This is a genomic window from Lachnoclostridium sp. An138, from assembly GCF_002160765.1.
In the GTDB taxonomy this organism is placed as follows: Bacteria; Bacillota; Clostridia; order Lachnospirales; family Lachnospiraceae; genus Laedolimicola; species Laedolimicola faecalis.
In genome coordinates this window covers 40,656-56,086 of record NZ_NFLF01000003.1, presented here as the reverse complement: position 1 = coordinate 56,086, position 15,431 = coordinate 40,656, and the positions used below count along the sequence as shown (strand labels likewise).

16 protein-coding genes and 1 riboswitch are annotated in these 15,431 nt (G+C 54.4%); of the genes, 1 reads left to right on the top strand and 15 read right to left on the bottom strand.

Going from position 1 to position 15,431, the window contains the following annotated elements; translation table 11 throughout:
• Nucleotides 1–180: 180 nt before the first annotated feature.
• From B5E82_RS03405 to B5E82_RS18075, 4 genes are all read right to left on the bottom strand, one after another.
• On the bottom strand, nt 181–588 hold the full coding sequence (locus B5E82_RS03405; protein ID WP_087305993.1) for a hypothetical protein: 408 nt from the start codon (nt 586–588) through the stop codon (nt 181–183).
• A 110-nt stretch (nt 589–698) separates the two neighbouring features.
• Nucleotides 699–1,886, bottom strand: a complete 1,188-nt coding sequence (metK, locus tag B5E82_RS03400; protein ID WP_087306177.1) for a methionine adenosyltransferase — start codon at nt 1,884–1,886, stop codon at nt 699–701.
• A 248-nt stretch (nt 1,887–2,134) separates the two neighbouring features.
• Nucleotides 2,135–2,235: riboswitch (SAM riboswitch) on the bottom strand.
• Between the two features lie 64 nt (nt 2,236–2,299).
• Entirely contained in the window at nt 2,300–3,592 is a 1,293-nt protein-coding gene (locus B5E82_RS03395) for a UDP-N-acetylglucosamine 1-carboxyvinyltransferase (protein WP_087305992.1), read from the bottom strand.
• A gap of 182 nt (nt 3,593–3,774) precedes the next feature.
• Nucleotides 3,775–4,152, bottom strand: coding sequence for a hypothetical protein (locus B5E82_RS18075; RefSeq protein ID WP_162610694.1), 378 nt, complete (start codon nt 4,150–4,152; stop codon nt 3,775–3,777).
• Between B5E82_RS18075 and B5E82_RS03385 the strand changes: the two genes are divergently transcribed.
• Complete coding sequence (locus B5E82_RS03385; RefSeq protein WP_162610693.1) at nt 4,133–4,939, top strand: HAD-IIB family hydrolase; 807 nt, start codon at nt 4,133–4,135, stop codon at nt 4,937–4,939. The genes B5E82_RS18075 and B5E82_RS03385 overlap by 20 nt on opposite strands.
• 77 nt (nt 4,940–5,016) lie before the next feature.
• Here the strand turns inward: B5E82_RS03385 and B5E82_RS03380 are convergent, their stop codons facing one another.
• The 11 genes from B5E82_RS03380 to B5E82_RS03330 form a co-directional block, all read right to left on the bottom strand.
• Entirely contained in the window at nt 5,017–5,691 is a 675-nt protein-coding gene (locus tag B5E82_RS03380; protein ID WP_087305989.1) for a DUF3786 domain-containing protein, read from the bottom strand.
• 77 nt (nt 5,692–5,768) lie between these two features.
• Nucleotides 5,769–6,047, bottom strand: a complete 279-nt coding sequence (locus tag B5E82_RS03375; RefSeq protein WP_140393077.1) for a hypothetical protein — start codon at nt 6,045–6,047, stop codon at nt 5,769–5,771.
• Between the two features lie 477 nt (nt 6,048–6,524).
• The gene (locus B5E82_RS03370; protein WP_087305987.1) at nt 6,525–7,190 is read right to left on the bottom strand and encodes a V-type ATP synthase subunit D; all 666 of its coding nucleotides are present in this window, start codon (nt 7,188–7,190) and stop codon (nt 6,525–6,527) included.
• Nucleotides 7,191–7,433: 243 nt separating this feature from the next.
• Nucleotides 7,434–8,804 carry a V-type ATP synthase subunit B gene (locus tag B5E82_RS03365; protein ID WP_087305986.1) on the bottom strand — a complete coding sequence of 457 codons (1,371 nt, stop codon included), beginning with the start codon at nt 8,802–8,804 and terminating at the stop codon, nt 7,434–7,436.
• Nucleotides 8,805–10,571 carry a V-type ATP synthase subunit A gene (locus B5E82_RS03360; RefSeq protein ID WP_087305985.1) on the bottom strand — a complete coding sequence of 589 codons (1,767 nt, stop codon included), beginning with the start codon at nt 10,569–10,571 and terminating at the stop codon, nt 8,805–8,807.
• Nucleotides 10,572–10,597: 26 nt separating this feature from the next.
• Entirely contained in the window at nt 10,598–10,912 is a 315-nt protein-coding gene (locus tag B5E82_RS03355) for a V-type ATP synthase subunit F (protein WP_087305984.1), read from the bottom strand.
• Nucleotides 10,905–11,876, bottom strand: coding sequence for a V0D/AC39 family V-type ATPase subunit (locus B5E82_RS03350; RefSeq protein WP_087305983.1), 972 nt, complete (start codon nt 11,874–11,876; stop codon nt 10,905–10,907). Before B5E82_RS03350 ends, B5E82_RS03355 begins: the two co-directional genes overlap by 8 nt.
• 23 nt (nt 11,877–11,899) lie before the next feature.
• Entirely contained in the window at nt 11,900–12,493 is a 594-nt protein-coding gene (locus B5E82_RS03345) for a V-type ATP synthase subunit E (RefSeq protein ID WP_087305982.1), read from the bottom strand.
• 13 nt (nt 12,494–12,506) lie between these two features.
• Entirely contained in the window at nt 12,507–12,986 is a 480-nt protein-coding gene (locus B5E82_RS03340; RefSeq protein ID WP_087305981.1) for a V-type ATP synthase subunit K, read from the bottom strand.
• A gap of 2 nt (nt 12,987–12,988) precedes the next feature.
• The gene (locus B5E82_RS03335; protein WP_087305980.1) at nt 12,989–15,025 is read right to left on the bottom strand and encodes a V-type ATP synthase subunit I; all 2,037 of its coding nucleotides are present in this window, start codon (nt 15,023–15,025) and stop codon (nt 12,989–12,991) included.
• A gap of 41 nt (nt 15,026–15,066) precedes the next feature.
• Entirely contained in the window at nt 15,067–15,375 is a 309-nt protein-coding gene (locus tag B5E82_RS03330) for a hypothetical protein (protein WP_087305979.1), read from the bottom strand.
• Nucleotides 15,376–15,431: the final 56 nt, after the last annotated feature.

The following is a 15,431-nucleotide window of genomic DNA, read 5'->3' as shown; positions in this document are numbered from 1 at the left end:
ATCGTTCTTTTCATTCTTGTCAGCAGAATCAGGAGAATGAAAAGAATAGAATTTTCTTTCACAAAATGCAGAAAGAGGCACGACTCCCTGTCAAGCGAATCACGCCTCTTCCTGTTTTCTGCCTTTTTCTTTTCTGCCGCCTTCATCTGCCTTCAACCGGCAGCTTCTTTATGTTTCCTTTCAAGCCTGATGTCCGGCAAAATGCGGATAACTTTCTGTATCGCAGTAATAATACCAGGTCTTTCCACATGCCTCCTCCGGATGATCCCGGTCTTCGGCCGGGATGAAGATTTCCTGATCGCAGAAATCCTTCTTGTTCAGGAAGAGCACATGGTGCTCCGGTTTATCAAATTGAAAGAACCATTCTTCCCAGGGATGATCCTCCGCCAGAAGCTTCTCCGGAGGAACCGCATGTATCACATAAGCCGAACGGATTCCTTCCACTGAGCACGGAATCTTTCTCCAGGAATAGGAAGCATACAGCTTCTCCGTCTCCGGGGAAAGTCCTCCAAAAATCTTCTCACAGTCATAGCCAAGCGCCTCAAGAGCGTCTGTAATTCCAAGGCTTTTCAGTTTCTCCAGCAGCATGGTTCATCCCTCCCGCAGTTCTTTTTATGCTTTCCCGCCTTTTGGGACCGCCGGATTTTCAGCCCTCAGGCCGTCCCCAAAAGCTTTTTGCAGTTTTCTGCTTTTCTATTTTATAAATATTTTTTCAGCTCTTCTGCCTTGTCAGTCTTCTCCCAGGACAGATCCAGGTCCGTGCGGCCAAAATGACCGTAAGCGGCCGTCTGCTTGTAAATCGGTCTTCTCAGATCCAGCATCCGGATGATTCCCGCCGGGCGCAGATCAAAATTCTCACGGATGATCTCCACCAGACGGCTGTCCGGCAGCTTTCCTGTTCCGAACGTATCCACGTTCACGGATGTGGGCTGCGCTACGCCGATCGCGTAAGAGAGCTGAATCTCACACTTGTCCGCCAGTCCTGCCGCTACGATATTCTTAGCCACATACCGGGCCGCGTACGCCGCGGAACGGTCTACCTTCGTGCAGTCCTTTCCGGAGAAAGCGCCACCGCCGTGGCGGGCCATGCCGCCGTATGTATCTACGATAATCTTGCGGCCTGTCAGTCCGCTGTCTCCGTGAGGTCCTCCGATCACGAAACGGCCTGTGGGATTGATGAAAAACTTCGTATTCTCATCCACCATGTCGGCCGGGATCACCGGTTCAAACACATATTTGCGGATATCCTCATGAATCTGCTCCTGGGATACTTCTTCGCTGTGCTGTGTGGAAAGCACCACTGCATCCAGACGGCTGGGCTTTCCGTTCTCGTCGTACTCTACCGTCACCTGAGATTTTCCATCGGGACGCAGGTAGGGCAGCGTGCCGTCCTTGCGGACCTTCGTGAGCTGGCGCACCAGCTTATGTGCCAGCGCAATGGGATAGGGCATATACTCCGGCGTCTCATTCGTAGCATAACCGAACATCATACCCTGGTCCCCGGCTCCGATCGCCTCGATCTCGTCCTCAGACATCAGATGCTCCTTGGCCTCCAGCGCTTTGTTTACGCCCATGGCAATATCCGCCGACTGCTCGTCAATGGCCGTGATAACCGCGCAGTTATCTGCGTCAAAGCCATATTTCCCGCGGTCATATCCGATTTCTCTGACCGTATCACGGACAATCTTCTGAATGTCCACATAGCCCTTCGTCGTAATCTCGCCCATTACCAGCACCATGCCGGTGGTCGTGGCAGTCTCACAGGCCACGCGGCTCATGGGGTCCTGCTCCAGCAGAGCGTCCAGAATCGCGTCGGAAATCTGGTCGCAGATTTTGTCCGGATGGCCTTCGGTAACAGATTCAGATGTAAATAACAGTTTTTCCATTTTCTCTTCCTTTCCCTGTGTGTCTTTTTTGCAGCTGCTCATTGCGTCTTTCCTGCGTTACTCCGCAGCGCACGCCCAGGAAGCTATGCTTCCTGGGCTCACGGGCTTCGCCCTATGGAAGGTGACATAAATGCCGTCATTCATGCAAGCATGAAGACGTCCTCCATGTCACCTTCCGCACTGCTCATTGCTTTCGTGAAAAAAAGGTCCGCCAAGAAGCGGACCCGTTATATTCTGATAACCAAATCCTCTTATTGTTCGATTAAACTCGCTCAGGTTGGCACCTTCCGCTCCGCGGGGTTGCCGTGACTTCACAGATCCTTTGTATCTCCATCACTCTGAATAAGAGAGAATTCTTACAATATTTAATTTGCCTACCATGTGCTATAACATACACCTGTTTGAGGATTTTGTCAACCCACTCTCAGACGAAACTTCTGGATCGCCCGCTCATCCGATACCTTTTCGATCTCGGCGCCCAGGCTCCGAAGCTTCTCGTCAAAGCGCTCATAGCCCCGCTCAATGTAGTGGATGTCATCCACAATGGTGATTCCATCCGCCGCCAGACCGGCGATTACCAGCGCGGCGCCGGCCCGCAAATCCGGACTGGATACCTGGGCTCCTGTATAACGCTCCACGCCTTCGATAATGGCCGTATTGCCTTCTACCTTGATATTCGCGCCCATGCGCGCCAGCTCATCCACATATTTGAACCGGTTTTCAAAAATGCTTTCCGTCACGATGCTGCTGCCCTTTGCCAGCGCCAGCGCAACCGTAATCTGAGGCTGCATGTCGGTCGGAAATCCCGGATAGGGAAGCGTCTTGACATTGGTGCATTTCAGGCCCTTGGCACAGACCACGCGCACCGCGTCGTCCAGCTCTTCTATCTCACAGCCTATCTCCAGAAGCTTGGAAGTCGCCGCTTCCAGATGCTTGGGGATAACATTCTTCACTGTCACGTCGCCTCTTGTAGCTGCCGCCGCGAACATGAAGGTCCCTGCCTCAATCTGATCCGGAATAATGGAATATTCCGTAGAATGGAAACGCTCCACGCCGCGGATACGGATGATGTCCGTACCTGCGCCCTTGATATTCGCGCCCATGCTGTTCAGGAAGTTCGCCACGTCTACCACGTGGGGCTCCTTGGCCGCGTTCTCGATGACGGTATTTCCATCCGCCATGGCCGCCGCCATCATGATATTGATCGTGGCTCCCACAGAAACCACGTCCAGATAAATGTGGCTGCCGCGCAGCTTCTCCGCATTGGCCACAATAAAACCGTACTCGATCTTCACGTCAGCTCCCAGAGCACGGAAGCCCTTCAGATGCTGGTCAATGGGACGGCTTCCGATATTGCAGCCGCCCGGGAGCGGAACCTTGGCCTTCTTATACTTTCCAAGCAAAGCGCCCAAAAGATAATATGAGGCGCGAATCCGCTTGATATACTCGTAATCTACACTGAAATCCCCGATCTGAGACCCGTTGATCTTCACCGTATGGCGCTCTTTACGCTCCACAAAAGCTCCAATCTTCTGCATAGCCTCCAGCAGGACATTGATATCCCGCACATCCGGAAGATTCTCTATCAATACTGTCTCATCTGTCATTATCGCAGCCGCAAGGATCGCCAGCGCAGCATTCTTGGCGCCGCCGATTTCCACTTCACCGACGAGCGGGTTCCCGCCTTTAATCACATACTGATCCATAACTACTCCCAGCTCTTTTTAGATTCTGTTCTTAGCATCTCTATAATTTCTACAATCTCTATCATCCAATACCGCCCCTGCTTCTGCCTCCCGGGCTTTCACCCGGCAGAGCGGCAGACCGCGGTTCCCTGATGTCTATTTTTCCTGTTCCCGGCCAAATCTATTCCCGATTTGGTCTTTAACTAGTATAACACAATCTTTTGATTTGTAAATACCTGATCTTGGGAACAAAATGCTGAAAAACAGGGGAAAATCAGGTCTTTTTTCTTCTTCCACATTATAGCACAGACCCCGCCCGCTGTCATTTTACAATTCTGTTTCGTATCTTTTACATTTTCCGAATATTCTCCGGGTTCCCTTCTTTTGGGAAAAAGGATATAATAGAAGCACAGGTTTTCACCCTGCGGGGAAACCGTTCCCTGCCTGGCGCTATTTTCCGGCATCATTTTTCCGGGAAAATCGGGGGACATGTTTCCTGAAAAGCCTTTCCACGGCAGGGTTTTTGTGAAAGAATTTGAAACAGAAGAAGAGGAGGGCATTATGAAGCCTTTATTTTTCATCGACTATGACAATACCATTTTCAGCCACCGCACCTGGACGATTCCCGAAGACGCGCTCCAGACCCTGGAAGGACTGAAAAAAGACGGATTCCGCGTGATTTTAGCCAGCGGCCGGGCTTTCCGCACCGGCGAGCTTCCTGAAGATTTCCAGGGGCGTTTCATACCGGACGGCCTGGTAAGTTCTAACGGAGCCATCATTGAAGCGGAAGGAAAAACCATCTGGGAAAAATATTTCGACCCTGAGCTCCAGAGGCGGATTCTTGATTTTGTAGTGGAAAAAGGCTACTGTCTCATTTCCGGCTTCGAAGGCTCCTGGTGCACGTCCAATCTGGAGCGGTTCAAAAGCCTTCCCAGCAACAGGAACCGTAAAATAATGCCTGAGGGCGGCGCTTCCTTCCAGGCTCTCTACCACAGCCGCCGCCCATCCTTTTTCCTGGCTGACACCAAAGAAGCTATTGAGGATGTACAGGCTCATTTCCCCGAGACAAGACTTCTCTATATGGGCGATGAAATGGGCGGAGCCGACATCATTCCAAGGGAGAACGGCAAGGATCTGGGCGCCTCCCGGATTCTGGAGTATTTTCAGGCCTCCTGGGAAGACACCGCGGCTATCGGCGACAGCATGAACGATCTGAACTTGATCAAACGCGCCGCCTTCGGTATCGCCATGGGAAATGCCATGCCGGAAGTCCAGGCCGCGGCCGATTACGTGGCGGCCGATATCGATAAAGGGGGCCTGGCAGACGCTGTGGCCCGGGTCCGCAGATGGGCCAAAGAACAGCGCTGAAGGGCAGCGTCAAATATACCGCGGGAAAAGCCGGACACGCAGGCGCAAGGTCAGAAGGGCGGCCCGGAGGCATTTCATTATCTGTCTCCGAACGGCCTCCTTATCTCTCTGAGTCCAGATTCCTCGCCCAGCCTGCGGAACAGCTCGTCCCCCACGCAGACTACGGTTTCCTCATGCAGAAAGTCTGTAATATCCGCGTCAAACAGGATGTTGGCCTGAGCCGGGAATTCATCATCTCCATCCCAGAAAATGAACTGAAGAGGCATACAGTCAAAAGCCAGAATCTGGTATCCGGCGTCTCCCTGCGGCAGCGGCCGGCCGCCCAGCGCGTCGCAGGCGCGGCGCAGTTCCTCCAGATGCCCGTCAAAGGTACGGGCCGCGGCCTCCAGCACATTGCGCCTAAAGGCCGCGTCAAAGGGCGCTGCCCGCTTTACCTCCCGGAAGGGCACAAATCTTCCGGATACTCTGGCTCCCGGTTTTGAATACCAGAACAGATGATAAATCGTCATGACTGCATTGAAAGGCAGGATTCTCTCCGGGTCTTCCTCCAGCATAATCATCCCGGTCTCCTGATCCAGCCGGTATCGCTGATTAAAATAAGTAATGTAATGATTCCTTTCATCTCCCTCCAGATGAAACCTTTCCTTCAGTTCCTTCCGGTCCATCTCCAGATATTTTTCCCGCCAGACATCGCAGAGAGCCAGATAACGGTCCGGCTCTTTTTCCGGAGAATCCACGTATTTTTCTCTCATGTTCTTCCTCCTTTATCATCCATCCAGTCCTGCTGTACAGCCGCCTGTTCTCTCCCGCGGTATTAAAAACTCAGACCTTAAAAGACCGGTCCGAAGCGCCTGTCGCGCCTCCGGCAGCGGCGCTGATACATCTCGTTCAGCAGCAGCACCGTCACAAAATCTTCCAGCCAGTTTCTGCCCGTAACCTCCTGCATCATCACATCATCCTGATAAGTCCTTTTATCCAGTTTTTCATAGATGCTCCTGCTCAGACGGCGAAGCAGAAGCTGATCCGGATATTCATCAAACATAAAGCTCCCGTCATACTCCATCCGGTCACAGGCCTCCTCTACCAGCGGCTGAATCTTTCGAGCCATGGCCGGATACAGTTCCTGAAACCTTCTCCTATCGCGTGTCTTTTCGTCCGCCCAAGGCAGAAAAGGGTAAAACGGATATGACTGATAAGGGTTGAAAGAGGACTTCGGCTCGTCATAGAAATTCATAAAAATGTCCTTTTTGTAGCAGTATATGCAGAAGTTCCGGAGACTGTGACGATACGTCCTTCTCGTCCTGTTCTCAGTATAACCTTCCTGCGCGTCTTAAGTCAACACGCCTGGTTCAGGCAGCGATACATCAGATTATCCACACTGTCCGTGGAAATTCATCATTTTACATGACTCATGCGAGTCACGCCTGCTCCTAAAATTTATCCCCTAAAGAGTTAAAAAAAGGATGAGACGATTCCACGGGGAATTCGGGCTTAAAAAGCCCGAATCCTGCGGGAACGTCCCATCCCTGTTTCTAAGGGGTTGAAAATTGGTATTAACCGGCATCCCCTTTTCTGCACAGGCAGTCTACGCCTGCTGCTTCTCCTTATAATGATGAGCATCCTCCAGCATCATATCTTTCACCTTCATCAGGCGGATCTGAGTGCTTCTCTCATTCTCATCCAGCTTCATCGTAATGTATTTAATATTCTGCTGCGCTTCCGGAATAATCACGTGCTCCAGCGCGTTTACCCGGCGGCGGGTCTTTTCGATTTCGGCCGCCATGAGCTGGCAGGCCTTTTCCCGCTCCGCCAGAAGCAGCATATCCGGCAGAATGTCCGCCAGGGACTTTACCGCCGCATCCAGATCTCCGGATGTAAACGCATAGCCATAGGAATAGATGTCACTGCTGTCGGCTGTCCTGGTCTTGTACTCAAATACCGGAATATCGACGCTCATCACATTCCGTGTGGAAGTATCCAGGTACACTTCCTGTCTGGGAGCCATAAAGGCCACCCGCAGGCTTTCCTCGGACATTCCTGCCTTTGCAATCACAAAATTCGCGTTGGCAGCCTGAATTCCGGCTTCCACCTTCTTCCGCAGCTCCATATTTTCCCGCACCAGATCCATGAACTGGCGCATCAGCTCATCCCGCTTATCCTTCAGAAGCTTGTGTCCTCTTGTGGCTGTCGCCAGCCGCTTCTTCTGTCTTGTCAGCTCCATCCGGGTAGGCGTCACCGCCGCAGATGCCATACTCTCACCTCAATTCATCTCTCCTCTCCAGCCTGCTCAGACAAAATCAGTCTTTCATTTCAGTCTGGAGACATCCATTTCATCCAAAAGATATCGTCTTATACCACTGCCAGCGGTTTTCTGATATCCCTCTGTCCGGCTCTTCCCGGACAGGTGTGGGATTCAGGCGGACTGGTTTTTAGTCCGTCCGGAAACACTCACCTGTCCGCGAAGCGTCCGAACAGAGGATACAGAAACCGCCCCTCACTTTCCGTAGTACATATCCAGATACTTGTCGTCGATTCTCTTCAGCTCGCTTCTGGGCAGAATCGACAGCAGCTTCCAGCCGATGCTCAGGGTCTCCTCAATATCCCGGTTTGTCTGGTAGCCCTGGTTTACATATTCTTCCTCAAACGCGTCCGCGAATTTTGCGTAAATCAGGTCAATATCGGACAAGGCGGCCTCTCCCAGAATTACCATCAGCTCCTTGGCTTCCTTGCCGCGGGCATAGGCCGCGAAGAGCTGGTTCATGGTGTTGGAGTGGTCGGCTCTCGTCTTGCCCTCGCCGATACCCTTATCCTTCAGACGGGACAGGGAAGGCAGCACGTCGATGGGCGGCTGCACGCCCTTCCGGTACAGTTCACGGCTCAGGATAATCTGGCCCTCGGTGATGTAACCGGTCAGGTCAGGAATCGGATGGGTCTTGTCGTCCTCAGGCATGGTCAGGATCGGGATCAGCGTAATACTTCCCTTTTTGCCCTTCTGCCGTCCCGCACGCTCATACATGGTCGCCAGGTCGGTGTACAGATATCCCGGATAACCACGCCGTCCCGGAACCTCCTTACGGGCCGCGGAAACTTCACGGAGAGAGTCCGCATAGTTTGTGATATCCGTCAGAATCACCAGCACATGCATATCCTGCTCGAAGGCCAGGTATTCCGCAGCAGTCAGCGCCATACGCGGCGTGGCGATACGCTCTACCGCCGGGTCATTTGCAAGGTTGATGAAAAGGACGGTACGGTCAATGGCGCCCGTCTCTTTGAAGCTTTCCGTAAAGAAATTGGCTTCCTCAAAGGTGATTCCCATGGCTGCGAATACAACCGCAAAGGGTTCGCTGGTTCCGCGCACCTTCGCCTGACGGGCAATCTGCGCGCCAAGCTGGGCATGAGGCAGACCGGAAGCCGAGAAAATCGGCAGCTTCTGACCCCGGACCAGGGTATTCAGACCATCAATGGCGGACACGCCCGTCTGAATGAACTCATTGGGGTAATCTCTGGCTGCCGGATTCATCGGCAGGCCGTTGATGTCCCGGCGCTCGTCCGGCAGGATCTCCGGTCCCTTGTCAATGGGACGGCCCAGGCCGTCGAAGACGCGGCCCAGCATGTCGGCAGACACGCCCAGCTCCATGGTTCTTCCCAGGAAACGCACCTTGCTGTTGGACAGGTTGATTCCCGCGGCGTTTTCATAAAGCTGCACCAGAGCGTTGGTGCCGTCCACCTCCAGCACCTTGCAGCGCCGGGTCTCGCCGTTGGCCAGCTCGATCTCACCGATTTCGTCATAAGTCACATGGTCCACGCCCTGGACCAGCATCAGCGGGCCGGCAACTTCCTGTATGGTTCTGTATTCCTTTGGCATTTAGAAGTCCTCCTTCCCGACAGTCTCCGCAATCTCGGCGGCAAGCTCTGCCGTCACTGCCTCGTACTCTTTTTCGATATTCTCATTCGGCGTATATTTGTAGCGGCCAATCCGCTCCCGGACAGCCATTTTCAGCAGATCATCAATGGATGAGCCCTGTTTCAATGCCTCAGTGCACTGCTCATAGAAGGCCATTACCAGCTTCATCATCAGATACTGCTTGCGGAGCGGCGTGTAGGTGTCGATCTCATGGAAGGAATTCTGATGCAGAAAATCCTCACGGATTGAGCGGGCCGCTTCCATCTTCAGACGGTCCGGCGCGGACAGGGCGTCCATACCTACCATTTTCACGATCTCATCCAGCTGGGCCTCATCCTGCAAAAGCGACATGAGCTTCTGGCGCAGCTCCATCCAGTCCGGCGCCACATGCTCGTTGAACCAGCCGCCCATATTGTCCACATACAGGGAATAGCTGGTCAGCCAGTTGATGGCCGGGAAATGACGCTTGTAGGCCAGCGAAGAATCCAGTCCCCAGTATACCTTTACAATACGCAGGGTCGCCTGGGACACCGGCTCTGAAATATCGCCTCCGGGCGGAGACACGGCTCCGATGACCGAGAGCGCTCCCATGCGGCCCTCTTTTCCCAGAGAAACCACGCGGCCTGCGCGCTCGTAGAACTGCGCCAGCCGGGAGCCCAGATAGGCCGGATATCCTTCCTCGCCGGGCATCTCTTCCAGACGGCCGGACATCTCACGAAGGGCCTCCGCCCAGCGGGAGGTGGAATCCGCCATCAGAGCCACAGAGTAACCCATATCGCGGAAATACTCCGCAATGGTAATTCCCGTATAAATGGACGCCTCACGGGCGGCCACAGGCATATCCGAGGTATTGGCAATCAGCACGGTACGCTCCATCAGGGAGCGGCCCGTCTTCGGGTCCTTCAGCTCCGGGAACTCGTTCAGCACGTCCGTCATCTCGTTGCCGCGCTCGCCGCAGCCGATGTAGACCACAATATCCGCCTCAGCCCATTTTGCCAGCTGATGCTGAATCACCGTCTTTCCGGAACCAAAGGGACCCGGAACGGCTGCCACGCCGCCCTTCGCGATGGGGAACAGGGCGTCAATGACACGCTGTCCCGTGATAAGCGGCATCTTGGGCGGAAGCTTCTCCGCGTAAGGACGGCCCTTGCGGACCGGCCAGCGCTGCATCATGGTCAGCTCCTTGTCCCCATCCTTTGTGGCAAGAATCGCAATAGTATCTTCCACTGTATATTCGCCGGCACAGATGGATTTCACCGTTCCGGATACCTCCGGCGGCACCATAATCTTCTGTACCACAGCCGCTGTCTCCTGGACCGTTCCCAGCTCATCGCCGGGCTCCAGCTCATCGCCCACAGACACAGAAGGCACAAAATTCCATTTCTGCTCACGGCTTAAGGAAGGCACCTCCACGCCGCGCTTTAAGTTATTTCCGGTCAGCTTCATGATCTCATCCAGCGGACGCTGAATTCCGTCAAAAATACTGCCGATCAGACCCGGTCCCAGTTCTACGGACAGGGGCACATTCGTAGATTCCACCGGCTCGCCCGGTCCCAGTCCCGAGGTCTCCTCATAGACCTGGATGGAAGCCTCATCGCCGTGCATCTCTATGATTTCGCCAATCAGACGCTGGGAGCTTACGCGGACCACGTCAAACATGTTCGCGTCCCGCATTCCCTTCGCAATGACCAGCGGTCCTGCTACCTTTTTAATCGTTCCTGTACTCATCTTAGAGGAATCTCCACCTTTCTGTATTATTTAAACAGAATATCCGCTCCCACGGCCTGCTCCACACTCCTGCGGACGCTCTCCACTCCACGCCCCGTATTGCCGGACACGCCGGGAATCAGGATGATCGCGGGAAAGACCCGCTCCCTGTATTTTTCAATCACAGCGGAAAGCTCTTCCGCCAGCTTTTCCGTGATATACACTACCGCATAGCTGCCTCCCGCAAGCTCATGAAGCTTCTTCGCGGCTTCCTCCGGGTCTTCCTCCGGAAAAATGTCGAGCCCCAGAGCGGCAAAGCCGTAAATGCTGTCATAATCTCCCAGCACCGCAATTCTATACATACATTTCCCTTACCCTTTCCCGGATCGAAGCCTCCGGCATACCCGTACGCTTTCCGGACAGAATAATCCGCACCGTCTTGATCTCATTTTCCCGGGCCAGCGCGTAAGCCACCAGCGGCCCCACGGAAAACGGATTGTACTTCTGAGGCTTCATGGCCTCGATCACCTGATTGTCGCACCAGCGGTCAAATTCTGACTGGGACACGTTGAGCGCGTCCGCAGCCCCTGCGTAGGCGGTGCTCTTCAGATAAGCCGTAAGCTCCTGCTCTCCTGCTGCCGCCACGCGCGCAAGCTCTTCTACGGAAAGCGCGGCGCAGGGCGCCAGAGCCCGGCGGATAAAGCTTTCCGATTTTCCGGTCTTCTGGCAGCGGGTCGCAATCCGGATATCCGCCGACGCCACAAAGGCTTCCGCGTAATCACGGATCACCGGCGCTTTCGACTTCTGTCCGGCTTCATACACTGCCTCCAGAGCCGCCCGGTCCACAATCATATCGCAGAGCTGGCCGTCCTTCGTGTGAAGCAGAGTCTGAAAGGCTTCCCTGGCAGCCTCCGCCATATATCCTGGCAGAGCGTCAAAGTCCTTCTCCCGCACTGCGGCCAGGATCTCTTCCGCAGAAGGCTTCGTGTCTTTATAATAGATGTGCTCCACCTTTGTTCCGGTGCACACCTCCTTGACGGCCGCCTTCAGGTTATGAAATACATTGGCGTAATCCAGAAACTGGAAAACAGACATATCCGGCGTCAGTTCCCGAATATCCGCCCAGGTCTTTTCTCTTTCCTTTGCCAGGATGGCCTCGCCATCCCTGGGAGTGCCCGCGCCGCCCCAGCCCTTTTCCAGAAGAAAGCTCACGCAGGCTTCATAATCCGGCCGGGCCAGGAGCTGCTCCATCACCGCGTCCGAAAAGAGGCTCAATTCCTTGGAACGAATCCGCGCAACCGCGTACACATAATCCATATCAGACATGCCTCAAAACCTCCTTTCCGGACTTAAGAAAACAATACTTTCCGCGCCGCATCCTGCAGGGCCTCCTTCCGGCTGTCAAACAGCGCCCGGAAGGTGCAGTTCTCCTCGATACCGCCGTAAACAAGAATAAAGCCGTTTTTCACATCCGCATACTTCTCACCCAGCCGGAGCGTGCCGCCCTTTTCCGCGGCAATCTTTGCCATCTCCTTCTCAAAGCCTGAAGGAAGGCGTTTTCTGTCTCTTTCTGAAAAACAGATTTCTCCGTCCAGAGGCTGGGCGTACTGGATCAGCAGCCGGCGGATCAGGTCAAAGTAAGCGGCCTCATCCAGGCTGTCCAGTTTCTCATAAGCCTTTTCCAGAACGCCGGCGATCACTTCCTGCTTCGCCTGAAGAAGAGTCATTCTGCGCTTCATATCCGCCGAAGAACGAATCCGCTCCAGGCAGCGCTCTGCCTCCTCTTCCGCCTGGCCCAGAAGCGCATCACCCATGGCTTCGCCTTCCGCAGCGGCCTGGCTGGTAAGCTTCCGCGCTTCCTCTCTCGCCTCCGCTACCCGCCTTTCGGCCTCGGCCTTCGCCTCGTCCTGAATCTGGCTGATCATTTTATCCAAGCCCGTCATATTATACGCTCCTTTATACCGGAATACCGTTTACAGCCAGAATAGAAATCAGAAGAGCCAGGATGGCATAGGTCTCTACCATGGCCGGGAACAGCATGGCCTTACCGAACTGCTCCGGTTTCTTTGCCACCAGGCCGATACTCGCGATAGAAGTATTTCCCTGATGAATGGCGGAAATCAGACCTACGATGGCCATGGGAAGGCAGGCAAAGAACAGCATCAGTCCCGTAGCTCCGTCGATCTGAACCAGGCTGCCGCTTAAAGCGCCGATCTTGTTCAGCGTAACGAAAGCCACCAGAAGTCCATAGATACCCTGGGTACCGGGAAGCAGCTGCAGCAGAAGCACCTTGGAGAACTTGCTGGGGTCCTCCGTCACCACGCCTGCGCCGGCCTGTCCGGCCGCTCCTACACCCTTCGCGGAACCGATTCCCGCCATAAGGGCTGCCAGTACCGCTCCTACTACCGCATACACAATTCCAAGCTGATCAAACATAATTAATTCTCCTCCTTGATTTCAACATAGTTTGACTTTATGCAAAACGGGTTGAAGGGTCTTCCTCCACCCTCATAAAACTTTCCAAAAAACTCCACATACTGAAGCCTGTTCGTGTGAACATAGGCGCCCAGAAGATTGATGCCGATATTGATGGAGTGTCCAATCAGGAATACCAGCGTAAATCCGATGGCTCCCACAACGCCTCCGCCCAGCATGGCTCCCATGGAATTGATAACCGAGCCGATGACGCCGGTAGCCAGTCCCAGAGCCAGAAGTCTGGAATAAGACAGCACATCGCTGAGCCAGCTGGTCACGCCATACAGATCGTAGGCTCCCAGAGCCACCCGGAGAAACCAGTTCTTCCTTCCTCTTCCCGACATCAGAAGAATGCCCGCTGCTCCTCCCACAGCCATAACCTTCGCCGCCAGATTCAAAGCCGGCGGGAAATTGAACTGCATCTGCGAAATGGACTCAAACATCCCGCTGGGAAGCAGGATCAGAATCAGTCCCATCAGGAGCAGGTACCAGAACAGCACATCACACACAAAATCCAGATACTTCTTATCCCGAAGCAGCATATAGCCTTTCATGCCCAGCCCCAGGAACAGATGAATCACACCAAAGAGCATGGAAAATACCAGCATCTTCATAGGGTCATTCAAAGGCACGAACCAGACTGCCGGAATCGTCACCTGATGTCCGAAAAAGGTCCGTGACACCACATCCACCACATCTCCGAAGTAACTGCCGAACATGACGCCCCAGAACATGGTAGAAATTCCGCAGTACATGAACATCCGCAGAGATTTTCTCATCCCCTCCTGCATCCTGGGAAACTTCAGAAGCGCCGCCAGGCAGGCCGCAAAGACCACAAAGCCATAGGCCGCGTCCGAAAGCATCAGGCCAAACAGGAAAATATAGCAGGCCGACATAATCGTCGTCGGATCGATCTCGCCCTTACCCGGAAGGCCGAAAGCCTCCACTACTCCTTCAAAAGAGGAGGGCACCTTCCTATTCGCCAGAAGCACCGGCGGCTCCTCTTCCTCCGCCGGGTCAGCCAGTTCCAGCGCCAGCGGGAACTTTTCCGAAAGCTCCCTGGCCAGATCTCCGGCCGCCCTCTCAGGCACATAGCCCGTCACCAGGAAAGTCTTCTTCGACTGAAGCAGATTTCCCAGGATTTCGTATTTTTCCAGACGGGCCCGGTAATAATCTGACGCCAGCTTCAGCTCCTCTCTGTACTCCGCAAAAGAAATCAGCTCCTTTTCCAGCGCTTCCCTTTTCCGGTCCAGTTCTTTTATCTCAGACGCCAGCTGTTCCTGCCGGTCTGCCGGCTTTCTGTCCTCCAGCCGGGACGGCCTTGAAAATCCCTCCGTTCTTAAGTGTTCCTCCAGTCTGTCCGCGTCCTCAGCCTTCACCAGAAGGAACACACAGCTCTGAGAGCTGTCCGCGGAAACCACCTCCGCAAAATATCCAGGAAGCTCCCCGTCCCTGTCCTGCTCCGGAAGGAGGCATCTCTCCACCTTCTCAACGAGCTGCTCTGAAGTCATCATCTCCGGGAAGGCGCCGATGAGAGCCTTCGTCCTCTTCGTTCCCGCAAAATTCATGGGAACCGGCAGGCTCTTCCAGGGCTCCAGCGCCTCCTTCTCATTTTCCAATTTTCTAATCTCGGTTTCCCCTTCAGCCGTCTCTCTGGAAAGGGCTTCTATCTTCCGCGCCTTTTCCAGGACCGTCTCCCGCGCCGCCTCTATCCGGCGGTACTCCTCCAGGTCCACCTGGTCCTTCCCCTCCAGGGAGGAGAACAGACTTTTCTGTTCCGGAACGTATTGCTGCAGTATCTCCAGCGCGTGTTCAATCAGCTGAATATCCCGTTCAAAGTCTCCGCGGGCCTCCGAGGTATCCGTCTTTTTAAACACCTCATCCTCCGCGGCGTCCGTATCGATATCCAGTACGCCCCGGCGCTGCAGAAGCTCCAGGATCTGTTTCCTGTTCTTCTTCCAGGCGCAGATTCCCAGCCGCTGCATCTTAAGAACTGCCATATACATCCCTCCTTTCCTGTTGTCTCATCCAGACAGCGCATTTACACCAGCGCCGCCAATACAGCCTCCACTGCCTTTTCCTCACTGCGTGCTGCCAGCGATTTCAGCGCGGCCGCTTCCCGAACCGCCTTCTCTTCTTCCTCCGCGAGAAGCTTCTCTCCGTCAGCCTTCGCCTGCTCCATCCTGGCCGCAGCCCGTCGCTTCGCTTCCTCCAGCGCCTTCGCCTTCAGCTCCTCCGCTTCCGCTTTCGCCTCCTTCAGAATCTCCGCGCTGTCCTGTCCGGCCTGGCGCAGCAGCTCATCCGCCTGGCCCTCTGTCTTCTTCACAGCTGCCACAGCTTCTTCTATCATCCTCTCACCGCCTTATTTCTTTTCCAAGTATTTCTTTGCTGAGCAAAGTTTCCCAT